This window comes from Mesorhizobium sp. 131-3-5, from assembly GCF_016756575.1.
Classification (GTDB): domain Bacteria; phylum Pseudomonadota; class Alphaproteobacteria; order Rhizobiales; family Rhizobiaceae; genus Mesorhizobium; species Mesorhizobium jarvisii.
In genome coordinates this window covers 2,445,531-2,468,950 of the sequence record NZ_AP023254.1, presented here as the reverse complement: position 1 = coordinate 2,468,950, position 23,420 = coordinate 2,445,531, and the positions used below count along the sequence as shown (strand labels likewise).

Genomic DNA, 23,420 nt, shown 5'->3' with positions numbered 1-23,420 from the left:
ACAACGCCCGCATGCTGAATCAGACCAAACCGGATCCCGTTCGGTCGCCGCTGCTGGACAAGGCGCAGGCACAAGGCATCCGCCACGGCTATTTCACCCGTAGGGGCGGCGTCTCGACCGGCATCTACCAGGGGCTCAACATCGGCACCGGGTCGGATGACGACAAGGCGCTGGTGGCCGAGAATCGAGCCCGTGTCGCCGCCTGGATGGGCGTGCCGGCAAGCCATCTGCTGACCGCCTGGCAGGTCCATTCGCCCGACGTCATCGTCGCCAGGGAACCCTTTGCCGGCGAACGGCCCAAGGCCGATGCCATCGTCACCGACCGCCCGGGCATCGCCATCGGCGCCTCGACCGCCGACTGTGGCCCGGTGCTGTTTGCCGATTCCGGCGCACGCATCATCGGCGCGGCGCATGCCGGCTGGAAAGGCGCTTTTACGGGCGTGCTGGAAAACACAGTTGCAGCCATGGAAAGCCTGGGCGCCCGGCGCGAAAACATCGTCGCCGTGCTCGGCCCCTCGATCGGCCCCGCCAATTACGAAGTCGGGCCGGAATTCGTCGCCCGCTTCGTCGAGGCCGACGCGGAGAACATCGGCTATTTCGCGCCCTCCGCCAGATCAGGCCATGCCATGTTCGACCTCGTCAGCTACACGGTCGACCGGCTCATCAGGGCCGGCGTGACCGCTGAAGGCCTCGGCCGCTGCACCTATGCCGAGGAAGATCTGTTTTACTCCTACCGGCGCACCACGCACCGCAAGGAACCCGATTACGGCCGGCAGGTTTCGGCCATCGTTTTGGAGAGTGAATAATGGCGCTGCATTTTGAACGATCGGAATTTGACGCGCGGCGCGACCGGCTGATGATCGAGATGGCCGAGAAGAAGCTCGACGCCATCCTGCTGTTCGCGCAGGAAAGCATGTACTGGCTGACCGGCTACGACACGTTCGGCTTCTGCTTCTTCCAGTGCCTGGTGGTGAAGGCCGACGGCTCGATGGTGCTCTTGACCCGCTCGGCCGACCTGCGCCAGGCGCGCCACACCTCGATCATCGACAACATCGTGCTGTGGACCGACCGCAACGGCGCCAACCCGGCAGTCGACCTGCGCAACCTGCTCAACGACCTCGACCTGCTTGGCGCCCGCATTGGGGTCGAATACGATACCCATGGCCTGACCGCCTACAATGGCCGCCGGCTGGACGAGCAGTTGCAGACCTTCGGCCAGATCGCCGACGCATCCGGCATTGTCGGCCGGCTGCGACTGTTCAAGAGCCCGGCCGAGATCGCCAAGGCCGAGAAGGCCGCCAATCTCTCCGACGACGCGCTGGACGCGGCACTGCCGCTGATCAAGCAGGGCGGCGACGAGGCGCTGATCCTGGCCGCCATGCAGGGCGCGATCTTTGCCGGCGGCGGCGACTATCCCGCCAATGAGTTCATCATCGGTTCGGGCGTCGATGCGCTGCTGTGCCGCTACAAGGCCGGCCGCCGCAAGCTCACAAAGAACGACCAACTGACGCTCGAATGGGCCGGTGTCTTCCATCATTACCATGCGCCGATGATGCGCACGGTGCTGACCGGCAAGGTGTCGAAGCGCCATCAGGAGCTGTTCGACGCCGCGCGTGCCGCCCTTCTCGCGGTGGAAAAGGCGATGACGCCGGGCAATACGTTCGGCGACGTCTTCGACGCCCACGCCCGCACCATGGAGGCGCACGGCCTGACCAAGCACCGGCTGAACGCCTGCGGCTACTCCGTCGGCGCCCGCTTCACGCCGTCCTGGATGGACATGCCGATGTTCTACCAGGGCAATCCCGAGCCGATCGCGCCGCACATGACGCTGTTCGCCCACATGATCATCATGGATTCCGAGACCGAGACGGCGATGACGCTTGGCCGCACCTACCTGACCACCGAATCCCAGCCGAAGCCGCTTTCCCGCCATGATCTCGACTTGATCGTACAGTGAATCCATAATGGGAGGCGTTCTTCGCCAAGGAGTTAGAAGGCAAATGAGACGATCGCATGTGACGACCGTGTCATTGCTTGTGGCATTGGCTCTGGCTGCCTGCACCAACGCAAAGGACGTTCTCGAACCTTCCGCCATCACCCCGCCGGCGACTTCGGGGCCGGTTGCGCCGGGAGCCCAGGGCAGCACGACGGCCACCGTTGCAGTTGCGTCACCCACCGCGCCTGCTGCAACCACCACCACGCCGCTCACCTCGGCGCAAAGTGCTGCCATCCTGTCGAAGACACGGCTGCAGATCGCGCCGATCGTCGGTGCTTCGGTCGAGGCCGCGACCCCGCTGACGGCGGAACTGCAGACGCGCGCCAGGCAGCGTGGAATTACGCTCGCCGGCAGCGCCGACCAGACCGCGACCCATGTGCTGAAAGGCTATTTCTCGGCGATTTCGGAGGGCAAGGACACCACCGTCATCTATGTCTGGGACGTCTACGACCCCTCGGGCAACCGGTTGCACCGCATCAACGGCCAGATGAAGGCGCCTTCGGTCAGCTCCGGCACGGGCGCCGACAGTTGGAAGGGCGTCTCTCCGGCCACCATGCAGGCGATCGCCGACCAGACCATCGACCAGTTCGCGGCATTCCTGGGTGGCAAGGCTGGCTAGCAAGGCATGCTTGAGTGTTGCCTCTCGGCGATGGCACGAACCTTTCTTCAGCTTAGCCGGCGGATTCCCGATCTCGGCGCTTGCAATACCAGCGCGGGCCGCTAAAAGCCCGATTAAAAGGTCCGGGAGAGTCTGTCAGGCCTTCCCATCCTCCACCAGGAACGGTGCATGAAACTCTTCGCGGGCAATTCCAACAGGGTGCTGGCCGAAGCGGTCGCCCGCTATCTCAACATCCCGCTGGGGAAGGCCAGTGTCAGGCGCTTCGCCGACCAGGAAATCTTCGTCGAAATCCAGGAAAACGTGCGCGGCGAGGATGTTTTCATCCTGCAGTCGACCTCCTTCCCGACCAACGATCATTTGATGGAACTGCTCATCATGATCGACGCCTTCATGCGCTCCTCGGCCAAGCGCATCACGGCGGTGATTCCCTATTTCGGCTATGCCAGGCAGGACCGCCGGGCGTCGGGCCGCACACCGATCTCGGCCAAGCTGGTTGCCAACATGATCACCCGCGCCGGCGTCGACCGCGTTTTGACGCTCGACCTGCATGCCGGCCAGATCCAGGGCTTCTTCGACATCCCGACCGACAATCTGTTCTCGGTGCCGGTGATGGCGCGCGACGTGAAGGCGAAATACAAGCAGCTCGGCAATGTCGTGGTGGTGTCGCCCGACATTGGCGGCGTGGTGCGGGCACGTGCGCTGGCCAAGCGCTTCGACGCGCAGCTCGCCATCGTCGACAAGCGCCGTGAGCGCCCGGGCGAATCGGAAGTCATGAACATCATCGGCGCGGTCGCCGGCAAGGATTGCCTGCTGATCGACGACATCGTCGATTCCGGCGGCACGCTGTGCAATGCCGCCGATGCACTCTTGGCCAACGGCGCCACCAGCGTCACCGCCTATATCACCCATGGCGTGCTGTCGGGCGGCGCAGTCGCGCGCATCAGCGGCTCGAAGCTGCAGGAACTGGTGATCACCGATTCCATCCAGCCGACGCAAGGCGTGCTCGACGCCCCCAACATCCGCGTCATCTCGATCGCCGACCTGATGGGCGAAGCGATTTCGCGCACAGCGACCGAGGAATCGGTGTCGAGCCTGTTCGACTAACCCCCCGCGATCGACGAAACGTCGGCCGGGCGGAGCGTACGCCCCTACCGTCGGCTCCTTGTCTGCGCCCCTCGCGAGCAGACATTTCTCCTGGCGCGCCCGCCGTGGCATACTGCCCCCGTAGACAATGGAGGAGTAGCATATGCCAATCCGGCGAAGGACTTTGCTCGGGCTTGCCGTTTCCGTCGCGGCTCTCTTTTCGGCGCCGACGGCTTGGGCCGCCGATTTCCCGGACCGGACCATCACGATGGTTGTTCCCTTTTCCGCGGGCGGCTCCACGGACCTGGTAGCGCGCCTCGTCGCCAACAAGATGTCCGAAAACCTCGGCCAGCAGATTGTCGTTGAAAATGTCGGCGGCGCCGGCGGCAGCATCGGCGCGGCCCAAGTCGCCCGGGCGGATCCGGACGGCTACACGATTCTGATGGGCACGGTTGCGACACACGCACTCAACCCGCTCATCCTCAAGACCAAGCCCTACGATGCGGAGAAGGATTTTGCTCCGATATCGCTGCTTGTGCTGGTACCGAACGTCCTGGTCGTGAACCCTCAATTTCCAGCCAAGGACGTCAAGGAACTGATCGACCTATTGAAGAAGGACCCGGACAAATACGCCTACGCTTCATCGGGCAACGGCACCCCGCTGCATCTCTCGGGCGAGCTTTTCAAGACGATGGCCGGCGTGAGCATGCAGCACATACCCTATAAGGGCGCCGGGCCGGCCCTGAACGACGTCATCGCCAATCAGGTGCCGATGATGTTCGACAACCTGCCGTCTTCATCGGGGCATATCAAGGGCGGGACGCTGAGGGCCCTGGGCGTCACCACCAAGGAGCGCGTTCCCTCCTTCCCTGACGTGCCGGCAATCGCCGAAACCATTCCTGGCTATGAAACCTACAGCTGGAACGCCCTGTTCGCGCCCGCCGGCACCCCGGCGGACGTGATCGAGGTTCTTCACAAGGCAGCAGCCAAGGCGCTGCAGGATCCCGATGTGATTGCGCGCATGGGCCAATTCAGCGCCACGATCGTGGCCTCCACCCCGGAAGAGTTGGCAACGCATGTGAAGGCTGAACTCGCCAAGTGGGAGCCGATCGTCAAGGCGAGCGGCGTTCAGATGGACTAGGCGTCAGTGCGCTCGGCGCCGCTTATTATGGCGCAGGAGCCTCAAGGCGAGGCGGGGCTCGCCTTATGCCTTCGCCATTGTCTCGCGCGCCGCGCATATAGCCGCGCGGCGACGAGCCCAGCATGCGCTTGAACATGGTGATGAAGGCCGGCACGCTGTCATAGCCCAGATCGAGCGCCACCCGGGTGATCGGCTCGCCATCGGCGAGCCGCGGCAGCGCCGCGAACAGGCAGGCCTGCTGGCGCCATGTCGACAGCGACAGGCCGGTCTGGCGCTGGAAGGCGCGCGTGAAGGAGCGCCGGCTCATGCCGGCGGCATCGGCCCATTCGTCGATCGTCGCATGCGGTGACGGTGCGGCGACGAAGCGGCGGCACAGCGCCGCCAGCCTTGCATCGGACGGGAATGGCAGACCGAGCGGCCGTTCCGGCAAGGTCGGGATCTCATGCAGCAACAGCTTCATGATCAACCCGCCGCGTCCTTCCAGTTCGCCGCCTTGCGGCAGCTTCTCTGATTCCACGATCAGGCTGTGCATCAACGCGGTGACGCCGACGACGCGCAAGCCTTCCGGCAGCCCCGGGATCGCGCCCGGCATGACATAGACCGAGCGCATCGAGACATCGCCCAGCATCTCGACGGAATGCTCGATGCCGGCCGGAATCCACATCGCATGGTCTGGCGGTACCATCCAGCGCCCATGCCGCGTCGTCACCAGCACGACGCCGACCAGCGCGTGCAGCAACTGGCTGCGCCTGTGGCGGTGTTGCGGCACGTGGTAGCCGTCGGGATATTCGGTCGGCAATGCCACCGCCGGTCCGGCGACTTCCTCCAGCCATTGCCAGCGGCTCTGGTGCAATTGGCCGAGATCGGCATTGCCGGCGCGGAAGATTTCCCTGCCATGCGGCATCTTGTATGGCCCACTTGCGAAACTATTGGACCAAACCACGAAAGAAGTCGCGCGGCAAGCGGCCTATAAGGCAACCGTCCCTAAGGCGGCCGCGGGAGCGTCCGCCAGATTGCCTGCGGGCGTGCCCGCCAAAAAGACCACGGAGCCTGCCTTGACCGATACGACAGCCGCCAGCGTCGCGTCACCAGCGACCGCCAGTCACGCCTCAGCCCAGGCGACGGCCTTCACCGTCATCCTGGCGGTGAGCTTCTGCCATTGCATCAACGACATCATGCAGTCGCTGCTATCGGCCATTTATCCGCTTCTGAAACAGAATTACGGCCTCGATTTCTGGCAGATCGGCCTGCTGACCTTCACCTTCCAGGTGACGGCGTCCTTGCTGCAGCCGGTGATCGGCATGATCACCGACAAGCGGCCGATGCCCTATTCCCTGCCCTACGGCATGGCCTCGTCGCTGATCGGCCTGGTCGTGCTGGCCTATGCCGGGCACTATTATCTGCTCTTGATCGGCGCCTCGCTGATCGGCGTCGGCTCGGCGATCTTCCATCCCGAATCCTCGCGCATCGCGCGTTTCGCCTCGGGCGGCCGGTTTGGCCTGGCGCAGTCGCTATTCCAGGTCGGCGGCAATTTCGGCCAGTCGATGGGGCCGCTGCTGGCGGCCTTCATCGTCGTGCCGTTCGGACAGACCAGCATCTCCTGGTTCGCCGTCGGCTCGCTGATCGGCATCGTCGTTTTGTGGCAGGTCGGCGGCTGGTACAGCCGCTTGCGCGCCGCGCAAGGCACCCGCAAGGCGGCAAGCTTCGTCTCGCCCTTCCCGCGCCGCAAGGTTATGAGCGCACTGGTCGTGCTGACGCTGCTGGTGCTGAGCAAGAACGCCTACATCGCCAGCCTTGCCAGCTACTACACCTTCTACTCCATCCATAAGTTCGGAGTGTCGGTGCAGATGAGCCAGGTGATGCTGTTCCTGTTCCTCGGCGCCTCGGCGCTGGGCATCCTGCTCGGCGGCCCGTTCGGCGATCGCTACGGACAGAAGGCGATGATCTGGTTCTCGATCGTCGGCGTGCTGCCCTTCACGCTGGCGCTCCCCTACGCCAATCTGGAATGGACGATGGTGCTGACCGTTCTGATCGGCCTCATCCTCTCGTCGGCCTTCTCCAACATCGTCGTCTTTGCCCAGGAACTGGTGCCGGGCCGCGTCGGCATGATCGCCGGCATCTTCTTCGGCTTCGCCTTCGGCATGGGCGGCATTGCCGCCGCCGTGCTCGGCGTCGTCGCCGACATGAAGGGCATCGATTTCGTCTTCCAGATCTGCTCGTATCTGCCGTTCCTGGGCCTGCTGACGGTGTTCCTGCCCAACATGAAGGAAGCAAGAAAAGCCTAGACAGTCGTTGCTAAAGACGGAGGCAGCGTGGGCGTGGATAAGATCATACGCCGCGTTGCCCTCCTTCTCACGCGGCGAAGCAAGGCTCCAAGGCCGGTTTCGGGCATGGCAACTCGTTCAGTGAACGGGCGTATCAGGTGCCGGCGGGATCAAGAAAAACAAAAAGAGAGTGGATCAGGTTGCCGTGCAAATGCGCGACATCGATCCCGGTGACGGCGACAGGGCCGTTGAGCGGCCCGGACTGCCATTGCAGCCGCCCGACGCCGTGATGGCCGACGGCAGGGCCCGTCGCCGTGAAGGCGAACGTCGGCGGTAGGCTCGACAGCAGCTTACTCACCGCATGATTGATGGCGGCATGGCCCGTTGCCGAAGCATCCGGCTCGTAAAGCACGGCATCGCCGGCGTAAAGTTCGCGGATCGCCACAAGGCGCCGGTCGGCATCGCGTTCGCCGAATACTCGCGCAAGGTTAGCCTGCATCAGGCCGTTGTAGTCGATCGATTCCGCGTTCATTTTCCACCCTCCGGATCACGAATGCCGGAGGAGGCGGAGGGCGCAAAAACGCTCGATCCGATGTCTCACGCCTGTCCGGTCAAGAAACTATCGTTCACGGCCGCGCGCAATGCAACGCCCGGGCGAAGTGCGACCGCGACAGGCCGCCAGCGCTGCCAGGCGCGTCCGATGAGCATCGTCTGAAGCCGACCGAAGCACCCGCCGCAATGGCGGGTGCCGCTGTTGTGCCGGGTGCGACCTATGCCTTGAAGAAGGCCAAAAGGTCGGCGTTGATGACATCGGCGTGGGTTGTCGCCATGCCGTGCGGGAAACCCTTGTAGACCTTGAGCTCGCCCTTCTTGAGCAGCTTGATCGACAGCAGCGCCGAGTCGGCGATCGGGACGATCTGGTCGTCGTCGCCATGCATGACCAGCACCGGCACGTCGATCGCCTTCAGATCCTCGGTGAAGTCGGTTTCCGAGAAAGCCTTGATGCAATCGTAATGCGCCTTGGTGCCGCCCATCATGCCCTGGCGCCACCAATTGTCGACGACGCCTTGCGAAACCTCGGCGCCCGGACGGTTGAAGCCATAGAACGGACCGGCAGGAACGTCGCGGAAGAACTGGGCGCGGTTGGCAGCCTGGGCAGCGCGGAAACCGTCGAAGACCTCGATCGGCAGGCCGCCGGGATTGGCAGCCGTCTTGAGCATGATTGGCGGCACCGCGCCGATCAGCACCGCCTTGGCGACGCGGCCGCCCGAGCCGTACTTCGCGACATAGCGCGCCACCTCGCCGCCGCCGGTCGAATGGCCGACATGGATAGCGTTCTTGAGGTCGAGATGCGCGGCAAGTTCAGCGACATCGGCGGCGTAGGTATCCATCTCGTTGCCGATATCCGTCTGCGTCGAGCGGCCATGGCCGCGCCGGTCATGGGCGATGACGCGGTAGCCTTGTGCCAGGAAGAACAGCATCTGTGCGTCCCAGTCGTCGCTGCTCAACGGCCAGCCATGATGGAAGACGATGGGCTGACCGGTTCCCCAGTCCTTGTAGAAAATCTGCGTGCCGTCCTTGGTGGTGATCGTGCCGCTGCCGGAACCGGATTTTGCCTGCGAAGCCATCTCAATCTCCTTTGATTGGTTTTCGCGATAAACAATATCGCGATATCTATATGGCTAGCGCAGCGCGGAAGCCATGTCCACAAAAATATGTATCGCGATATCATTTTTCGTGGTACATATTTCGTGATTAATCGGCAAAGGAATGCGTCGTGCCCCTCCCGTTGGACAATCAGCTCTGCTTCACGCTCTACGCCACCTCGATGGCGATCAACCGCACTTACAAGCCGATGCTGGACGAGATGGGGATCACCTATCCGCAATATCTCGTGCTCAACGCGCTGGGCGAGGCCGATGGCATGTCGGTCGGCGGGGTCGCCCATCGGCTCGCTTTGGAATCGAGCACCGTCACCCCGCTGGTGAAGCGCATGGAACAGGCCGGGTTGGTCACCCGCCAGCGCAGCCAGGCGGACGAGCGCCAGGTCCAGGTCGACCTGACATCGGCCGGGCGCGCGCTGCTCGTCCAGTGCAACTGCCTCAACGAGACCTTGATCGAGCGCTCGGGCATGACGCTGGCTGAGCTCGATACGCTGAACCGGCAAATCCAGGCGCTGCGCGATACGTTGAGCGGCGATCGGTAGCCACCGGCTGACTCTTGACTGCCTCGGCGCGACTTGACCGCGCTCGCACGGCATCGAAATGCTCCCTAGTTCGCTTCTCGTGCCCAGGCTGGCATGAAACGAAATTCGAGCATGCGGAGTCGCGGGGAATTGACCCACAGGCTCTCGATTCTGCTATAGGGAATGCCGCGGCGAAGATGAGATGAATGGGTGTGATCAGCCCCAGGATAAGTGGCTTCGTCATGACCTGCGGCAGCGGAGAAATTCTGAAGACTTGCTTGCGTTCTCTGCGCTTTTTCTGGATTCGCCATGCACGCCCAGCCGCTTCGTGTTTTGACCCTTCTGGTGCGTCACGGCACCGAAAAATATCCGACCGCATGGCAGGACTTGCGAGCTATGTTCGCCCGCCAGATGCCGGACGTTGAGCATCGCATGCTCGTGATCGACAATTCGCTGCCAGTCGGTCATGGCTCTGATTTGGACCGCGGGGTCGAACTGATCGGCGGGTCGAATGAAGATTGGGAATTCTCCGCGTGGGACTGCGGCATCAATCATACCGGCGCCAAACTTCATCAGTATGATCTGGTCCACTTGGCCACTTCTGCTTTCGCGGCATCAGCACCTGACCATCTCAAATTGATTGATGGTGGCTCGTTGCGGTCGTTGCTTGGTTTGCAGGGAGCGCTGGGTTGCATTGATTCTCGCCGCGAGCCCTTCTCGATTTTCGGAATCCGCTCGCAGGCATGGCTCCGCAGTTCGTTCATCCTGATGAACCCGCGGCAACTCAGCAGCCTGGGATCCCTGGTAAGCGTCGGCAGGGACACGCCGATTTTCACCGGCAACCCTCGACAGCCCTTCCGTGATGACGCACCGATCTCGCGAGCATATCAGCAGTCTTTGCTGCATTGGCTCACCGGCGACGGAGCTGGCGAGGGAGTAATCTGGCATTCAAGGTTCGATCTTACACCTGAAACGCTACCGTTTTTCGAAAGCAAGGCTCGGGCTATTCTCAATGAGCTGATGCTCACCAACCGGTTGCTAGCCAATGGATACGCGCTCGTCGACATGACATGGCTGGCGCAGAAGGTTCGGGCGGGGAGCACGGAATCCGAGAATGTTATTCCGGACTGGCGCGTGCAGATCAGCTCCCGAGCGCGAGTCAGACGCACTTTGATCCAAAAGCTTCGCCGCTGGTTGTCTAAACATATGCCGCGGCAATGATGACTGCCATCGCTGGTTGTCCGCCGCAGGCATGGCAAGCGCTGGCGGACTGTCAGATGAAGATCGACCCTCGAACGGCTCTTCATGCCTTCCAGCCCAACCGCTTGCGCCTCTCGCCACCTTCCGCTATAGAGCCGCCACCCGCGTAGACACCCTTGGAGGCAACGCGGCGGAAGGCTGCCTTCCCTTGTGATCCCGAACAAAGCTCCGTCTCAAAACGGGTGCCCGCATTCGGACATCGAGGTCTGGCGGCTTTCGACGTTTACGGCTTGGGCAAATTGCCTTCCCGCAAACGCTCCATAACACGCGAAAGGAAAAGCCATGAGCCACGATACTTACGAGCTCAAGGCCGAAGCGCGCGAACAGGTCGGTAAGGGGTCCGCCCGTGCAGTTCGCCGCAACGGTAAAGTGCCTGCAGTAATCTACGGTGACAAGCAGCCTCCCCTGGCGATCGCTCTCACCTACAAGGACATCTACTACAAGATCCATGGCGGCGGGTTCCTGACCACGATCGCCACGATCGATGTCGACGGCAAGAAGATCCAGGTCCTGCCCAAGGACTTCCAGCTCGACCCGGTCAAGGATTTCCCTGTCCATGTCGACTTCCTGCGCATCGGCAAGGACACCGAGGTCAATGTCGACGTGCCTGTCCACTTCATCAATGAGGACAAGTCGCCCGGCATCAAGCGCGGCGGCGTGCTCAACATCGTGCGTCACGAAGTCGAGTTCCACTGCCCGGCCAATGCGATCCCGGAATTCATCACCATCGATCTCACCGGCACCAACATCGGCGACTCGATCCACATCTCGGCGGTCAAGCTGCCGGCCGGCGTCAAGCCGGTCATCTCCGACCGCGACTTCACCATCGCGACCATTGCCGGTTCGTCGGCGATGAAGCCGGAGACGGAAGAGACGGCTGAAGTGGCTGCACCTGAAGCGGCTCCTGCCGCTGAAGAGAAGTAACTCTTTCCGCCCGGAGCAGACGATGCTGCTGTTTGCAGGTCTCGGCAATCCGGGCGCGAAATACGCTAACAACCGGCACAATGTCGGCTTCATGGCGGCGGACGCAATCGCCCGCCGCCATTCCTTTTCGCCCTGGTCGAAGAAATTCCAGGGCCTGATCGCCGAGGGCACGATTGCCGGCGAAAAGATCATCCTGATCAAGCCGCAGACCTTCATGAACCTGTCCGGCCAGTCGGTCGGCGAAGCCCTGCGCTTCTACAAGCTCGAGCTTTCCGCGCTCACCGTCTTCTATGACGAGATCGACCTTGCCGAAGGCAAGCTGCGCATCAAGACCGGCGGCGGCGCCGGCGGCCACAACGGCATCCGCTCGATCGACGGCCATGTCGGCAACGCCTACCGTCGCGTGCGCATCGGTGTCGGCCATCCCGGCGTCAAGGAAATGGTCCAGCACCATGTGCTCGGCGATTTCGCCAAGGCCGACCGCGAATGGCTCGATCCCCTGCTCGACGCGATCGCCGACAACGCCGCCATGATCGTCAAGGGCGACGAATCCGGCTTCATGAACAAGGCCGCCCTTGCCGTCCAGGGCAAGGCGATAGCCGAGCTGGAAAAGCCGGCGCAGAAGCAGCAGCCTAAACAACAAAGCCACATCCGCCAGGCGCGGTCGCAACAAGCACCCGCCAAACTGCCGGAGACCGGCCCGATGGCTGCCATGCTGAAGAAACTCTTCGGCAACAAGGACTGAGCGGGCACGCATGCGGCCTTACGGGGCTTGACGTTGATCACCCCTATCGCCCATAGCCCTCATCAAATTTCGCTTTTCCGATAGGACTGGACAAAATGGGTTTCAAATGCGGCATCGTTGGCTTGCCCAACGTCGGCAAGTCGACGCTCTTCAACGCGCTGACCAGGACGGCGGCGGCGCAGGCCGCCAACTATCCGTTCTGCACCATCGAACCTAACACCGGCGAGGTGGCGGTGCCCGACCCGCGCCTGCAGAAGATCGCGGCCATCGGCAAGTCCAAGGAGATCATCCCGACCCGCATCTCCTTCGTCGACATTGCCGGCCTGGTGCGCGGCGCCTCGAAGGGCGAAGGGCTGGGCAACCAGTTCCTCGCCAACATCCGCGAGGTCGACGCCATCGTGCATGTGTTGCGCTGCTTCGAGGATGACGACATCACCCATGTCGAGGGCCGCATCGACCCCGTCGCCGACGCCGAGACGGTCGAGACCGAGCTGATGCTCGCCGACCTCGACAGCCTCGAGCGCCGCATCGTCCAGATCCGTAAGCGCGCCGGCAGCAAGGACAAGGAAGCAACGACCGTGCTGCCGATGATGGAGGCGGCACTCGAACTGCTGCAGGCCGGCAAGCCGACCCGCATCCTGCTCAAGGGCATCTCGGCCGAGGATTTGCGCATCCTGCAGGGCTTGAACCTGCTGACCTCGCACCCCGTGCTCTATGTCTGCAATGTCGCCGAGGCCGATGCCGCGACCGGCAACGAGCACACCAGGGCCGTGGAAAAGATGGCCGCCGCGCAAGGCGCCGGCACCGTGGTGATCTCGGCCGCGATCGAGGCCGAAGTCGCCCAGCTCTCCGACGAGGAAGAGATGGAATTCCTGTCCTCGCTCGGCCTCGACGAGCCGGGGCTCAACAAGGTCATCCGCGCCGGTTATGAGCTTTTGCATCTCATCACCTATTTCACCGTCGGGCCGAAGGAGACGCGCGCCTGGACCATCCACAAGGGCGACAAGGCCCCGCAGGCGGCCGGCGTCATCCACACCGATTTCGAACGCGGCTTCATCCGCGCCCAGACCATCGCCTATAACGACTTCGTCACGCTGGGCGGCGAAGTGGCGGCCAAGGAAGCCGGCAAGGCGCGCGACGAAGGCAAGGAATATGTCGTCCAGGACGGCGACATCATGCTGTTCAAGTTCAATACCTGACGCCTGGCGGATCGCCACCAGGATCTGGCGCTCGCCTGCCGGAGCATCCGCTACAATCTCGCAGAGGCCTGGATAGTGCCTCTTCTCCAACGGTACGGGCCGCCGGAAACCGAGCCGGCGAAGCTTTCCTGGTATCGGCTGCTCGACGAGTTCTTCTGAGCGGCCGATCCCGGCCCGGCTCCAGGGCTTGTCTTGATTTTGTCATGGCACGGGTCTAAGCGGCTGCCACACGGTCGCGCACACGACGAAGAGCCGTGCAATCCGACACGACGCGCAATCCGAACCTTCGCAGGGGAGATCTGGCGATGATCAAGGCATTTGTCGTGGACAATGATCGCTTGCGCGTCGTCGACAACCTGCTGGCCGATGGCGACAGGGTCGTCTGGGCCGACCTGATCAGTCCGACCAAGGAAGAAGAAGCCACCATCGAGAGCTGGCTCGGCGTCGCCATCCCGACCCGCGAGGAGATGGAGGAGATCGAGATTTCCAGCCGTCTCTACATCGAGGATGGCGCCTACTTCATGACCGCCACTTTGCCTGCCCAGACCGAGGTCGACGATCCCCTGATGTCGCCGGTCACCTTCGCGCTTGCCGGCAAAAGGCTGATCACCATTCGCTACCATGAGCCGAAGGCCTTCAAGACCTTCCCGCTGCGAGCCGAGAAAGTGGCGACCGGCTGCACCAGTGGCGACACCATCCTGATCGGCCTGCTGGAGGCGATCGTCGACCGTCTCGCCGACATCCTCGAACGCGCCGGCCGCGACATCGAGGCGATTTCGCGCGACATTTTCGAGGCACGCTCGACCAAGGTGTCGAAGCGCAACCGCGACTTCCAGGAGCTCTTGAAGGCCATCGGCCGCAAGGAAGACATCGCCTCGTCCGTGCGCGACAGCCTGATCTCGCTGCAGCGCCTTGCCGGCTTCCTCGCCCATGTCGCGACCCAGACCAAGATGAGCAAGGATGTCCGCGCCCGCATCAAGACCCTGTCGCGCGACGTGCTGTCGCTCGCCGACCACGCCACCTTCCTGTCGCAGAAGATCTCCTTCCTGCTCGACGCCACGCTCGGCATGATCTCGATCGAGCAGAACGCCATCATCAAGATCTTCTCGGTCGCCGCCGTCATCTTCCTGCCGCCGACACTGGTCGCCTCGATCTACGGCATGAACTTCGACGTTATTCCCGAGCTGAAATGGGAGCTTGGCTATCCCTTCGCCATCGGCCTGATGATCCTGTCGGCGATCCTGCCCTTCTGGTATTTCCGCCGCCGCGGCTGGCTCTGAGCGCCGCGACGGGCAGCCGCGCCCTCGGCCTGGCTCACCAGAAAGGACTTGACCAAATCGCTGCCGGCCTGCATCCGGGTTGCCCGATCCTTGGGATTTAGCCGGATTGCCGACATGACCGCAAAGACATGGGCCTATGAGGATTTCGTCGAGGGCGCCTCGTTCGACCTCGGCACGAAACAGGTGAGTGCGGCCGAGATCATCGAGTTCGCCAGTGAATTCGATGCCCAGCCGATGCATCTCGACGAGGAAGCCGGCAAGGCCAGCATCCTCGGCGGCCTCTCGGCTTCGGGCTGGCACACCTGCGCCATGTTCATGCGCATGTTGTGCGATGCCTTCCTCCTGGACTCCACCTGCCAGGGGGCGCCCGGCGTCGACCAGGTCAAGTGGAAGAAACCGGTCTTGGCCGGCGATACGCTCAGAGGCAATTTGGTTGTCCTGGCCAAACGCCTGTCGCGATCGAAACCGCAACTGGGCTTCATCACCATGCGCAGCGAGCTGGTCAACCAGCGCGGCGAAAGCGTCTTCGAGCTTGAGAATTCCGTCATGTTCCTGACGCGCGATGCCGCGGGGTATCAGGCATGACCTTGGATGAATTCTTCCGCATCGGCACCACGGTGACGCTGGGCTCGCACACATTCGAACCCGAAGCGATCAAGGCGTTCGCCCGCAAATACGACCCGCAGATCTTCCATATCGACGAGGAGGCTGCCAGGAAGAGCGTGCTCGGCGGGCTCTGCGCCTCCGGCTGGCACACCTCCGCCACCTGGATGAAGCTCAACCTCGAAGCGAGCATGGATGCCGAGGGGGCCAGCTGGAACGGCCCCGGCCCGGTCCCGGAATTCGGCCCCTCGCCCGGTTTCAAAAACCTTAAGTGGCTGAAGCCGGTCCATGCCGGCGAGACCATCACCTTCAGCCGCACCGCGCTGTCCCATCGCGCCATCGCCTCGCGCCCCGGCTGGCGAATGCTGTCGCTGCGCGCGGAAGCGTTCGATTCGACCGGCGACAAGGTGCTGGAGTTTGAAAGCGCCGTGCTGGTGAAGGTGGGTGAGTAGCCGGTTCGCGTAAGCGAATTCATCGTGCCAGTGGCACGATGAAAGGCTGACGAACGCGGGGACGCTGCGAAGCAGCGGGGACCCGGCAGGCCGCGGACATCAAGCTCGACCCCGTACTTGTCTCCGTGCAGTATTTTGCTGCCTCAATGCCCCTCGAACCCGATCAGCGTCCTTACCGGCACGCCAAGCGCCTCGAGCTTGGCGCGACCGCCGAGGTCCGGCAGGTCAATGACGAAGCAGGCGGCAAGGATATCGGCGCCGATCTGGCGCAGCAGCTTCACCGCCGCTTCCGCGGTGCCGCCAGTGGCGATCAGGTCGTCGACCAGGATCACCTTTTCGCCAGGGGAAATGCCGTCCTTGTGCATCTCCATTTCGTCCAGCCCGTATTCCAGGCTGTAGGCGACGCGCACCGTCTCGAAAGGCAGCTTGCCCTTCTTGCGGATCGGCACGAAGCCGGCTGAAAGCTGGTGAGCGACGGCGCCACCCAGGATAAAGCCGCGCGCCTCGATACCGGCGATCTTGTCGACCTTCTGGCCGGCATAGGGATGCACCAGTTCGTCGATAGCGCGCCGGAAGGCGCGCGCATTGCCGAGCAGCGTGGTGATGTCGCGAAACAGGATGCCGGGCTTGGGATAATCCGGGATGGTGCGGATCGCGGCCAGCAGCGTGTCTTCGAGCGAAGGTTTCATGAGGCGGCTCCGGATGATCCAGCTGACAGGTTTGAAACGTGCGGGAGGCAGATCGTAGCCCGCCGCGACCGACAACGGCTAGCGCGATGTGGCGGCCGAGACAAGCGCGTCCGGCAAAGGATTGGCCTGGACCGGCGCAGTGACCGTCCGCGCCGATGCTCTCCTGGTCACCGGAAGCGCAGGTTCTCGCGTGACAATTGTCCGATCGAACTGCAGCCCATCAGCTTCATGCCGCGTTCGATCTCGACCCGCATCTGTTCAAGCGCCCGTTCGACACCCGGCTGGCCGGCCGCCGCCAGCGGAAACAGATAGTAACGGCCGATGCCAACCGCCTTGGCGCCGAGCGACAGCGCCTTCAGCACATGCGTGCCGCGCTGCACGCCGCCATCCATGATGACGTCGATCCGGTCGCCGACGGCATCGACGATCTCGGCCAACTGGTCGAATGCCGCCCGCGAGCCATCCAGCTGCCGGCCGCCATGATTGGAAAGCACAATGCCGCTGCAGCCGATCTCGACGGCGCGTTTGGCGTCCTCGACCGACATGACGCCCTTGAGGCAGAACGGCCCCGACCACTGCCTGACCATCTCGGCGACATCGTCCCAGGTCATCGACGGGTCGAGCATTTCGGTGAAATAGCGGCTGATCGACATCGTGCCGCCGCCCATGTCGACATGCTCGTCGAGCTGCGGCAGCTTGAACCCCTCATGGGTGAAATAATTGATCGCCCAGGCCGGCTTGAGCGCGAACTGCGCCATCCCCGCGAGGTTGAGCTTGAAGGGAATGGCAAAGCCGGTGCGCTTGTCGCGCTCGCGATTGCCCCCGGTGATGCTGTCGACGGTCAGCATCATCACCTCGACGCCAACTTGCTTCGCCCGCTGCATCATCGCCCGGTTGAGGCCGCGATCCCGGTGGAAATAGAACTGGTAGACCTGCGGACTGGCGCTGATCCCGCGCGCTTCCTCGAGGCTGACGGTGCCAAGCGAAGAAACACCGAACATGGTGCCGTATTTGGCGGCGGCCTTGGCCACCGCGCGCTCGCCCTGATGGTGGAACAGTCGCTGCAGGGCGGTCGGCGAGCAATAGAACGGCATCGCCAGCTTCTGCCCCATCACCGTCACCGACATGTCGATCTCGCCCACCCCGCGCAGCACGTTGGGAACGAGGTCGCAGGTCTCGAAGCTTTCGGTGTTGCGGCGATAGGTGACCTCATCGTCGGCCGCGCCATCGATGTAGTCGAAGATCGGGCCCGGCAGCCTTCGCTGCGCCATGCGGCGGAAATCGGAAAAGTTATGACAGTCGTTGAGTCGCATCATCGATTTCCAAGGCCGTGGCGGGCCAACATTCGCCGCCCTTCGATGCCTCGAATATCAATCCGATGCAGCCCTGCCAACGGACTAATTGCTGAACTGCCGCCGAGCATGGCCGTGAGAAGAAAAGGGGCGCCTGAAGCGCCCCTCGCGTCGAAGCCGACTGCTGACGAAGATTACATGCCGAGATCGGAACGAAGCTCTGCCCTGGCCACTTCATATTCGGCCTTGAAGTCGTCGCGGTTGAGCAGGACCGCGGCAATGACGCTGCCGGAAATCTTGCCCATTTCTACGTCGGACGCATAGTGGATACCGCCAACCTCACGGTTGTGGGCGTATTCGGCCGCGCGCGCCATGATCCCGGCGCGCTTCTCCGGAACCATGTCGGCCAGGATGATGCCCATCATGGTGCCGACGGTGGCGTGGCCGGACGGCCACGAGCCGGAGCTCGACAGCTTGACCGCCGGCTTGACGAGATCGCTGAGCTGATGCGGACGCGGCCGCTTCCAGACATCCTTGGCCGGATCGACGACAGCGCCTTCGGTCTCGACCACGCGATCGAAGAAGGCGCTGAATTTCGGCAGCTTCTCCTTGTTGAAATTCGGCCCCATCACATTGGCGAAGCGCCAGACATTCTCCTCGGAGTCGGCAACGGCGCTGGCTGCCATCTCGGGCGTGCGCGTCACCTGCAGCGTCAGCACCTCGCCGAGTTCGGCCTTGGTCTGCGCCGAATCGTTTGCCGGTGGCGGCGGCAGGATCATCGTTAAGTCGATGTCTTTGTTCGTGACGAAGGGTTTTGCGTCTTCGGCCCGGGCGGCCGAGCCGATGACCAGCAACAGCAGACCGGCGGTCAGCGATGCGAATTTCTTCATGGGTGCGATCCTTTGTTGGGAATGGCGCAGGATCGCCGTTGGCGGTGACGGCCATGTGACACAACCTGTCGCCGGAAATGCAAAAAGGCGCCTTTCGGCGCCTTTCTTGGTCGTTGGTTGCGCGGCTTAGTGGGCCACGCCTTCCCACACCTTGCGCTTGGTCAGGTAGACCAGCGCGCCGAAGAGCAGCAGGAACACCAGCACGCGGAAGCCCGTCTTCTTGCGGTCTTCCATGTGCGGCTCGGCGGCCCAGGTCAGGAAGGCAGCCACGTCGCGCGAATACTGGTCGACGGTCTGCGGCGAGCCGTCGTCATAGGTCACCTGGCCGTCGGAGAGCGGCTTGGGCATCTTCAGCGACACACCCGACATGAAGTACGGGTTGTAGTGCGTGCCCTCGGGAATGACCATTCCTGCCGGCGGCGTCTGGTCGTAGCCGGTCAGCAGCGAATGGATGTAGTCGGGCCCGCCCGCGTCATACTGCGTGAAGATATCGAAGACGAACTGCGGAAAGCCACGCTCGACGCCGCGCGCCTTGGCCAGCAGCGACATGTCGGGCGGGGCGGCGCCACCATTGGAGGCAGCCGCGGCTTCCTCATTGGCGAACGGCGCCGGGAAATGGTCGGACGGCTTGCCGGGACGGTCGAACATGTCGCCGGCGTCGTTGGGGCCGTCATGGATGGTGTATTCGGCGGCCAGCGTCTTGATCTGGGCGTCGTTGTAGCCGAGGTCCGACAGCGTGCGGAACGCCACCAGGTTCATCGAATGGCAGGCCGAGCAGACTTCCTTGTAGACCTTCAGACCGCGCTGCAGCTGCGCCTTGTCATAGGTGCCGAACGGGCCGGTGAAGCTCCAGCTCATTTCCTTCGGCTCGTTGATCGGGAAATGCGTGGGTGCCGCCGCATTGTGCGCCTCTTCGGCCGCGAACGCTGCGGTGCCGGCAGCCACAAGGCCGACCAGCGCCAGCGAGGTGAGAATCTTTTTCATGCCAAATCCCCTTAGATTCTCTACCGCTCAGCCCTTGGTCTCTGGCGCGGCCGTGGCGCCCGCCGGATGCCCGCTGCCGCCCTTGTTCTTTTCGAGCACCGCCTCGGTGATCGAGTTCGGCAGCCTGCGCGGCGTCTCGATCAGGCCAAGCACCGGCAGCGCGACCAGGAAGAAGGCGAAGTAGAACAGCGTCGCCATCTGCGCCATGAACACATAGCTGCCTTCCGCCGGCTGCGAGCCCAGCCAGCCCAGCAGGATGGCATCGGCCACGAACAGCCAGAAGAACAGCTTGTACCAGGGCCGGTAGACCGCCGAGCGCACCTTGGAGGTGTCGAGCCACGGCACCAGAAACAGCATGACGATGGCGCCGAACATGCACAGCACGCCGCCGAGCTTGGAATTGATCGGCCCGATGTTGAAGGTGATGGCGCGCAGGATCGCGTAGAACGGCAGGAAGTACCATTCCGGAACGATATGGGCCGGGGTCTTCAGCGGGTTGGCGACCGTGTAATTGTCCGGATGGCCGAGATAGTTCGGCAGGTAGAAGACGAAATAGGCGAAGAAGAACAGGAACACGATCATGCCGAACGCGTCCTTGATGGTCGCGTAGGGCGTGAAGGCGACGGTGTCGGTCTTCGACTTGACCTCGATGCCGGTCGGGTTCGACTGGCCCACCACATGCAGTGCCCAGACGTGCAGCACGACGACGCCGGCAATCATGAACGGCAAGAGGTAGTGCAGCGCGAAGAAGCGGTTCAGCGTCGGGTTGTCGACGGCAAAGCCGCCGAGCAGCAGCTGCTGGATCCAGTCGCCGACCAGCGGAATGGCGCTGAAGAAGCCGGTGATGACGGTGGCGCCCCAGAAGCTCATCTGCCCCCATGGCAGCACATAGCCCATGAAGCCGGTCGCCATCATCAGGAGATAGATGATGCAGCCCAGGATCCATAGCAACTCGCGCGGCGCCTTGTAGGAGCCGTAATAGAGGCCACGGAAGATGTGGATGTAGACAGCGATGAAGAAGAACGAGGCGCCGTTGGCATGCATATAGCGCAACAGCCAGCCGGAGTTGACGTCACGCATGATCTTTTCGACGGAGCCGAAGGCGAGATTGGTGTCGGCCGTGTAGTGCATGGCCAGCACGATGCCGGTCAGGATCTGCGCCACCAGCATGATCGCCAGGATGCCGCCAAAGGTCCACGCATAGTTGAGGTTGCGCGGCACCGGATAGGCGATGAAGCTGTCGTAGACCATCCGCGGCAGCGGCATGCGGGCGTCGAACCAGCGTTCGATACCGGTCTTGGGCGTATAGGTCGAGTGTCCCTCGCTCATCGAAATATCCCCTGCCTCAACCGATAAGGATCTTGGTATCGGAAATGAATTTGAATACCGGCACAGCCATGTTCTCGGGCGCCGGGCCTTTGCGGATGCGGCCGGCCGTGTCGTACTGCGAACCGTGGCACGGGCAGAACCAGCCGCCGAAATCGCCTTCCTGGCCGAGCGGGATGCAGCCCAGATGCGTGCAGACCTGAACCATCACCATCCAGGCTTCCTTGCCGGGCGTGGTGCGGTTGGCGTCGGTCGCCGGCGCATCGGCCGGCAGATTGGCGTTGCGGGCGATCGGATCCTTGAGATCGGAGAGGTTGACGGCCTCGCCGTCCTTCATTTCCTTTTCGGTGCGGTTGCGCACCACGACCGGCTTGCCGCGCCACTTGACGATCAGCGACATGCCAGGCGTCAGCGAGGCGACATCGACTTCCACCGAGGCGAGCGCCAGCGTCGAGGCATCGGGGCGCATCTGGTCGATGAAAGGCCAGGCGACGGCGCCGGCCCCGACCACGGCAGCCATGCCCGTGGCGACATAGAGAAAATCTCGACGATTGGGATCGTGGATATCGGTTGCGCTCACGGGTGCCTGATCCTTTCGCCTCTTCCGCGCCGGTGGCCGAGCCTTGTTCCCCGCTCAATCACGCCAACCCGACAGCGCATGGCGAACAGGCTAGCGAATTCCTCCGGCATTTGGACTTCGGTTTATGCGTGAAGCCCGTTTTTGTCCAGACGGGTCAAGGCACAAGGGCAGATTGTCGCGGGGACAAAATCCCCTATTGTCCGGCGGGACGGCGAATGGCCGCAAAAGGCGGCTAAACAACCGGGAAACAACCGTAAATCCAAGGGCTCCAGCTTGCCTCGACACAGGGCGCCGGTGTGATCTATCCTCCCAGGCATGGCACACGTCATAGACCGTGAGGAATGGGCGGTTCGCTCCGACCACTGGAAGGGCGAGCTGCAAGGCGGCGCCTACGGCTCCAACTCCTGCCTGATCTTCAACTACCTGCCTGATGAAGGCGGCGGCCCGCGGCTGCATTCCCACCCTTACAGCGAGATCTTCATCATCCGCCAGGGCACTGGCCTGTTTACCGTGGGCGACAAGGAAATCGAGGCTTCCGCCGGCCAGATTGTCATCGTGCCACCCCACACGCCGCACAAATTCACCAATCTCGGTCCGGGTCCGCTGGAAACGACCGACATTCACGAGAACGGCACGTTCATCACGAAGTGGCTCGAGTGACGGTTGATAGCCCTGTCGATTTCCCGATTGCCGACTAGATCTATGGCATAGGCAGTCGGCAGGATCAGGACATGCAAATCTCGACCGTCGAAATCGAAGGGCTGAGCATTGCCATCCGCGAGGCGGGTCCGCCCGAAGCGCCGGCATTCCTCCTGCTGCATGGATGGCCGCAAAGCTCCTACGCGTTCGAACGGGTGATCAGCCGGCTGGCAGCCGACTACCGGGTCGTCGCCCCCGACCTGCCCTGCATCGGTGGCTCGCAAGGCATGCCCCGGGCCGGCGACAAGCGGACCCTGGCAAGGCTGATGAGAGGCGTCGCCGAAGCTTGCGGGCTGCGGCACCTGGTGGTTGCCGGCCATGATGTCGGCGGCCAGATCGTATTCGCCCTGTTGCGCGACCATCCGGAGATTCTGTCCGGCGCGGTGATCATGGATGTCGTCATTCCAGGCGTAGCGCCATGGGAGAAGGTCATTCGCAATCCGCGGATCTGGCACTTTGCATTCCATGCCGTTCCAGCCTTGCCGGAAACGCTGGTGAGCGGCCATCAGAGCGCCTATTTCGACTTCTTCTTCGATGTGCTTTCGAAGGACGGGGCCTCGATCGCTGACGATGCCAGGGAAATCTACGCAAGGGCCTATTCCCGGCCCGAAAGCCTCCAGGCCGGTTTCGGCTGGTATCGCGCCTTCCCCGAGGATGCCGAGGCCAATGCCAAGTGGGCCGGTAAGCCGATCGCGGTTCCGGTGCTGTATCTGAGGGGTGCGGCCGAGCCCGGCGAGATCGGCGACTATGTCGATGGCCTGCGGGCGGCCGGGCTCTCAAAAGTCGTGGGCGACATCATCGCCGACAGCGGGCACTTCGTCGCCGACGAGAATCCCGAAGCGCTCGCCATCCGCCTGGCGCGATTCCATAGGGAAATCAGCGCCGCAAGCTCCGAGCCTACCGGGCGCCCAGCCTGACCAGCACAGCCCTGGGGATGTCGTATTCGCGGATGACGCCATCGTGCTTGCGCAAGCCGCACAGCTCGCGCTGGATGAAATAGCCGTGCACCGCCTCGGCGGCCTCCTTGAGAAGCCTGGGGCGCAACTCCTCATCTGCATTGTCGCGCAACCTGGCCAGCGTTTCCTCGACCTTTTGGCCGGCACGGCCAAGTGCGGCCGCCTTTTCGGCCAGGATTTCGTGGCCAAGCGCGTCAAAGGCCGCTTCAGCGGCTGAAGAGCCGGCAAGATGGGATGGTGGACGCAAGGACAT

At 63.0% G+C, this 23,420-nt stretch carries 26 protein-coding genes; 16 read left to right on the top strand and 10 right to left on the bottom strand.

Going from position 1 to position 23,420, the window contains the following annotated elements:
- Positions 1 to 11 precede the first annotated feature (11 nt).
- From pgeF to JG747_RS11920, 5 genes are all read left to right on the top strand, one after another.
- Positions 12 to 806 carry a peptidoglycan editing factor PgeF gene (pgeF, locus tag JG747_RS11940; RefSeq protein WP_019860647.1) on the top strand — a complete coding sequence of 265 codons (795 nt, stop codon included), beginning with the start codon at positions 12 to 14 and terminating at the stop codon, positions 804 to 806.
- Positions 806 to 1,957 (top strand): M24 family metallopeptidase, encoded by a 1,152-nt coding sequence (locus tag JG747_RS11935; protein ID WP_019860648.1) that lies wholly within the window; start codon positions 806 to 808, stop codon positions 1,955 to 1,957. Before pgeF ends, JG747_RS11935 begins: the two co-directional genes overlap by 1 nt.
- Before the next feature lie 43 nt (positions 1,958 to 2,000).
- Positions 2,001 to 2,615, top strand: a complete 615-nt coding sequence (locus tag JG747_RS11930; protein ID WP_019860649.1) for a hypothetical protein — start codon at positions 2,001 to 2,003, stop codon at positions 2,613 to 2,615.
- Positions 2,616 to 2,783: 168 nt separating this feature from the next.
- Positions 2,784 to 3,719, top strand: a complete 936-nt coding sequence (locus tag JG747_RS11925) for a ribose-phosphate pyrophosphokinase (RefSeq protein ID WP_019860650.1) — start codon at positions 2,784 to 2,786, stop codon at positions 3,717 to 3,719.
- 142 nt (positions 3,720 to 3,861) lie between these two features.
- Positions 3,862 to 4,839: a Bug family tripartite tricarboxylate transporter substrate binding protein gene (locus JG747_RS11920; RefSeq protein WP_027047297.1), complete on the top strand. Its 978-nt coding sequence runs from the start codon at positions 3,862 to 3,864 to the stop codon at positions 4,837 to 4,839.
- A 25-nt stretch (positions 4,840 to 4,864) separates the two neighbouring features.
- Here JG747_RS11920 and JG747_RS11915 read toward each other — a convergent pair whose 3' ends face one another.
- Positions 4,865 to 5,743 carry an AraC family transcriptional regulator gene (locus JG747_RS11915; protein ID WP_019860652.1) on the bottom strand — a complete coding sequence of 293 codons (879 nt, stop codon included), beginning with the start codon at positions 5,741 to 5,743 and terminating at the stop codon, positions 4,865 to 4,867.
- 151 nt (positions 5,744 to 5,894) lie between these two features.
- On the opposite strand from JG747_RS11915, the gene JG747_RS11910 reads away from it, so the two are divergent.
- Complete coding sequence (locus JG747_RS11910) at positions 5,895 to 7,124, top strand: MFS transporter (RefSeq protein WP_064981639.1); 1,230 nt, start codon at positions 5,895 to 5,897, stop codon at positions 7,122 to 7,124.
- A gap of 133 nt (positions 7,125 to 7,257) precedes the next feature.
- Here the strand turns inward: JG747_RS11910 and JG747_RS11905 are convergent, their stop codons facing one another.
- On the bottom strand, positions 7,258 to 7,635 hold the full coding sequence (locus tag JG747_RS11905) for a nuclear transport factor 2 family protein (RefSeq protein ID WP_019860654.1): 378 nt from the start codon (positions 7,633 to 7,635) through the stop codon (positions 7,258 to 7,260).
- Between the two features lie 238 nt (positions 7,636 to 7,873).
- On the bottom strand, positions 7,874 to 8,731 hold the full coding sequence (locus tag JG747_RS11900) for an alpha/beta fold hydrolase (RefSeq protein WP_069092984.1): 858 nt from the start codon (positions 8,729 to 8,731) through the stop codon (positions 7,874 to 7,876).
- A gap of 149 nt (positions 8,732 to 8,880) precedes the next feature.
- Here JG747_RS11900 and JG747_RS11895 point away from each other — a divergent pair, with 149 nt between their 5' ends.
- The 8 genes from JG747_RS11895 to JG747_RS11860 all read left to right on the top strand — a co-directional run bounded on the left by JG747_RS11895 (position 8,881) and on the right by JG747_RS11860 (position 15,751).
- Complete coding sequence (locus tag JG747_RS11895; RefSeq protein ID WP_019860659.1) at positions 8,881 to 9,309, top strand: MarR family winged helix-turn-helix transcriptional regulator; 429 nt, start codon at positions 8,881 to 8,883, stop codon at positions 9,307 to 9,309.
- 288 nt (positions 9,310 to 9,597) lie between these two features.
- On the top strand, positions 9,598 to 10,509 hold the full coding sequence (locus tag JG747_RS11890; protein ID WP_202361833.1) for a hypothetical protein: 912 nt from the start codon (positions 9,598 to 9,600) through the stop codon (positions 10,507 to 10,509).
- 321 nt (positions 10,510 to 10,830) lie between these two features.
- On the top strand, positions 10,831 to 11,472 hold the full coding sequence (locus JG747_RS11885) for a 50S ribosomal protein L25/general stress protein Ctc (RefSeq protein ID WP_019860662.1): 642 nt from the start codon (positions 10,831 to 10,833) through the stop codon (positions 11,470 to 11,472).
- Between the two features lie 22 nt (positions 11,473 to 11,494).
- Positions 11,495 to 12,217 (top strand): aminoacyl-tRNA hydrolase, encoded by a 723-nt coding sequence (gene pth / locus JG747_RS11880; protein ID WP_019860663.1) that lies wholly within the window; start codon positions 11,495 to 11,497, stop codon positions 12,215 to 12,217.
- Positions 12,218 to 12,312: 95 nt separating this feature from the next.
- Positions 12,313 to 13,416 carry a redox-regulated ATPase YchF gene (ychF, locus tag JG747_RS11875; RefSeq protein WP_019860664.1) on the top strand — a complete coding sequence of 368 codons (1,104 nt, stop codon included), beginning with the start codon at positions 12,313 to 12,315 and terminating at the stop codon, positions 13,414 to 13,416.
- 305 nt (positions 13,417 to 13,721) lie between these two features.
- Positions 13,722 to 14,696, top strand: a complete 975-nt coding sequence (gene corA / locus JG747_RS11870) for a magnesium/cobalt transporter CorA (RefSeq protein ID WP_064980603.1) — start codon at positions 13,722 to 13,724, stop codon at positions 14,694 to 14,696.
- A gap of 114 nt (positions 14,697 to 14,810) precedes the next feature.
- Positions 14,811 to 15,281 carry a MaoC family dehydratase gene (locus tag JG747_RS11865; protein WP_019860666.1) on the top strand — a complete coding sequence of 157 codons (471 nt, stop codon included), beginning with the start codon at positions 14,811 to 14,813 and terminating at the stop codon, positions 15,279 to 15,281.
- Positions 15,278 to 15,751: a MaoC family dehydratase gene (locus JG747_RS11860; protein WP_064980604.1), complete on the top strand. Its 474-nt coding sequence runs from the start codon at positions 15,278 to 15,280 to the stop codon at positions 15,749 to 15,751. Before JG747_RS11865 ends, JG747_RS11860 begins: the two co-directional genes overlap by 4 nt.
- A gap of 143 nt (positions 15,752 to 15,894) precedes the next feature.
- Here JG747_RS11860 and JG747_RS11855 read toward each other — a convergent pair whose 3' ends face one another.
- The 6 genes from JG747_RS11855 to petA form a co-directional block, all read right to left on the bottom strand.
- Complete coding sequence (locus JG747_RS11855) at positions 15,895 to 16,440, bottom strand: adenine phosphoribosyltransferase (protein WP_027047299.1); 546 nt, start codon at positions 16,438 to 16,440, stop codon at positions 15,895 to 15,897.
- Positions 16,441 to 16,607: 167 nt separating this feature from the next.
- Positions 16,608 to 17,753, bottom strand: a complete 1,146-nt coding sequence (locus JG747_RS11850) for an alpha-hydroxy acid oxidase (protein ID WP_027047300.1) — start codon at positions 17,751 to 17,753, stop codon at positions 16,608 to 16,610.
- 173 nt (positions 17,754 to 17,926) lie between these two features.
- Positions 17,927 to 18,622 carry an acid phosphatase gene (locus JG747_RS11845; RefSeq protein ID WP_202361832.1) on the bottom strand — a complete coding sequence of 232 codons (696 nt, stop codon included), beginning with the start codon at positions 18,620 to 18,622 and terminating at the stop codon, positions 17,927 to 17,929.
- Between the two features lie 126 nt (positions 18,623 to 18,748).
- The gene (locus JG747_RS11840; RefSeq protein WP_019860671.1) at positions 18,749 to 19,606 is read right to left on the bottom strand and encodes a cytochrome c1; all 858 of its coding nucleotides are present in this window, start codon (positions 19,604 to 19,606) and stop codon (positions 18,749 to 18,751) included.
- Between the two features lie 27 nt (positions 19,607 to 19,633).
- On the bottom strand, positions 19,634 to 20,935 hold the full coding sequence (locus tag JG747_RS11835) for a cytochrome b (RefSeq protein ID WP_019860673.1): 1,302 nt from the start codon (positions 20,933 to 20,935) through the stop codon (positions 19,634 to 19,636).
- 16 nt (positions 20,936 to 20,951) lie between these two features.
- Complete coding sequence (gene petA, locus JG747_RS11830; RefSeq protein WP_236952375.1) at positions 20,952 to 21,452, bottom strand: ubiquinol-cytochrome c reductase iron-sulfur subunit; 501 nt, start codon at positions 21,450 to 21,452, stop codon at positions 20,952 to 20,954.
- A gap of 375 nt (positions 21,453 to 21,827) precedes the next feature.
- Between petA and JG747_RS11825 the strand changes: the two genes are divergently transcribed.
- A complete protein-coding gene (locus JG747_RS11825; protein ID WP_019860674.1) occupies positions 21,828 to 22,172 on the top strand; it encodes a cupin domain-containing protein in 345 nt (114 codons plus the stop codon).
- A gap of 71 nt (positions 22,173 to 22,243) precedes the next feature.
- Positions 22,244 to 23,128 carry an alpha/beta fold hydrolase gene (locus JG747_RS11820; RefSeq protein WP_202361831.1) on the top strand — a complete coding sequence of 295 codons (885 nt, stop codon included), beginning with the start codon at positions 22,244 to 22,246 and terminating at the stop codon, positions 23,126 to 23,128.
- Here the strand turns inward: JG747_RS11820 and JG747_RS11815 are convergent.
- A complete protein-coding gene (locus tag JG747_RS11815; protein ID WP_019860676.1) occupies positions 23,109 to 23,420 on the bottom strand; it encodes a DUF6665 family protein in 312 nt (103 codons plus the stop codon). The two genes, JG747_RS11820 and JG747_RS11815, sit on opposite strands and share 20 nt — an antisense overlap.

What these genes read in the sequence shown, in the direction of transcription:
- JG747_RS11925 (WP_019860650.1), top strand. Translation starts at nt 2,784, where the DNA reads ATGAAACTCTTCGCGGGCAATTCCAACAGGGTGCTGGCCGAAGCGGTC.
- JG747_RS11850 (WP_027047300.1), bottom strand. Translation starts at nt 17,753, where the DNA reads ATGCGACTCAACGACTGTCATAACTTTTCCGATTTCCGCCGCATGGCG.
- JG747_RS11840 (WP_019860671.1), bottom strand. Translation starts at nt 19,606, where the DNA reads ATGAAAAAGATTCTCACCTCGCTGGCGCTGGTCGGCCTTGTGGCTGCC.
- JG747_RS11855 (WP_027047299.1), bottom strand. Translation starts at nt 16,440, where the DNA reads ATGAAACCTTCGCTCGAAGACACGCTGCTGGCCGCGATCCGCACCATC.
- JG747_RS11835 (WP_019860673.1), bottom strand. Translation starts at nt 20,935, where the DNA reads ATGAGCGAGGGACACTCGACCTATACGCCCAAGACCGGTATCGAACGC.
- JG747_RS11865 (WP_019860666.1), top strand. Translation starts at nt 14,811, where the DNA reads ATGACCGCAAAGACATGGGCCTATGAGGATTTCGTCGAGGGCGCCTCG.
- JG747_RS11825 (WP_019860674.1), top strand. Translation starts at nt 21,828, where the DNA reads ATGGCACACGTCATAGACCGTGAGGAATGGGCGGTTCGCTCCGACCAC.
- JG747_RS11905 (WP_019860654.1), bottom strand. Translation starts at nt 7,635, where the DNA reads ATGAACGCGGAATCGATCGACTACAACGGCCTGATGCAGGCTAACCTT.
- JG747_RS11860 (WP_064980604.1), top strand. Translation starts at nt 15,278, where the DNA reads ATGACCTTGGATGAATTCTTCCGCATCGGCACCACGGTGACGCTGGGC.
- JG747_RS11820 (WP_202361831.1), top strand. Translation starts at nt 22,244, where the DNA reads ATGCAAATCTCGACCGTCGAAATCGAAGGGCTGAGCATTGCCATCCGC.
- pth (WP_019860663.1), top strand. Translation starts at nt 11,495, where the DNA reads ATGCTGCTGTTTGCAGGTCTCGGCAATCCGGGCGCGAAATACGCTAAC.
- JG747_RS11935 (WP_019860648.1), top strand. Translation starts at nt 806, where the DNA reads ATGGCGCTGCATTTTGAACGATCGGAATTTGACGCGCGGCGCGACCGG.
- JG747_RS11890 (WP_202361833.1), top strand. Translation starts at nt 9,598, where the DNA reads ATGCACGCCCAGCCGCTTCGTGTTTTGACCCTTCTGGTGCGTCACGGC.
- JG747_RS11885 (WP_019860662.1), top strand. Translation starts at nt 10,831, where the DNA reads ATGAGCCACGATACTTACGAGCTCAAGGCCGAAGCGCGCGAACAGGTC.
- JG747_RS11900 (WP_069092984.1), bottom strand. Translation starts at nt 8,731, where the DNA reads ATGGCTTCGCAGGCAAAATCCGGTTCCGGCAGCGGCACGATCACCACC.
- JG747_RS11815 (WP_019860676.1), bottom strand. Translation starts at nt 23,420, where the DNA reads ATGTCCTTGCGTCCACCATCCCATCTTGCCGGCTCTTCAGCCGCTGAA.
- pgeF (WP_019860647.1), top strand. Translation starts at nt 12, where the DNA reads ATGCTGAATCAGACCAAACCGGATCCCGTTCGGTCGCCGCTGCTGGAC.
- JG747_RS11915 (WP_019860652.1), bottom strand. Translation starts at nt 5,743, where the DNA reads ATGCCGCATGGCAGGGAAATCTTCCGCGCCGGCAATGCCGATCTCGGC.
- ychF (WP_019860664.1), top strand. Translation starts at nt 12,313, where the DNA reads ATGGGTTTCAAATGCGGCATCGTTGGCTTGCCCAACGTCGGCAAGTCG.
- JG747_RS11930 (WP_019860649.1), top strand. Translation starts at nt 2,001, where the DNA reads ATGAGACGATCGCATGTGACGACCGTGTCATTGCTTGTGGCATTGGCT.
- JG747_RS11845 (WP_202361832.1), bottom strand. Translation starts at nt 18,622, where the DNA reads ATGAAGAAATTCGCATCGCTGACCGCCGGTCTGCTGTTGCTGGTCATC.
- petA (WP_236952375.1), bottom strand. Translation starts at nt 21,452, where the DNA reads ATGGCTGCCGTGGTCGGGGCCGGCGCCGTCGCCTGGCCTTTCATCGAC.
- JG747_RS11920 (WP_027047297.1), top strand. Translation starts at nt 3,862, where the DNA reads ATGCCAATCCGGCGAAGGACTTTGCTCGGGCTTGCCGTTTCCGTCGCG.
- corA (WP_064980603.1), top strand. Translation starts at nt 13,722, where the DNA reads ATGATCAAGGCATTTGTCGTGGACAATGATCGCTTGCGCGTCGTCGAC.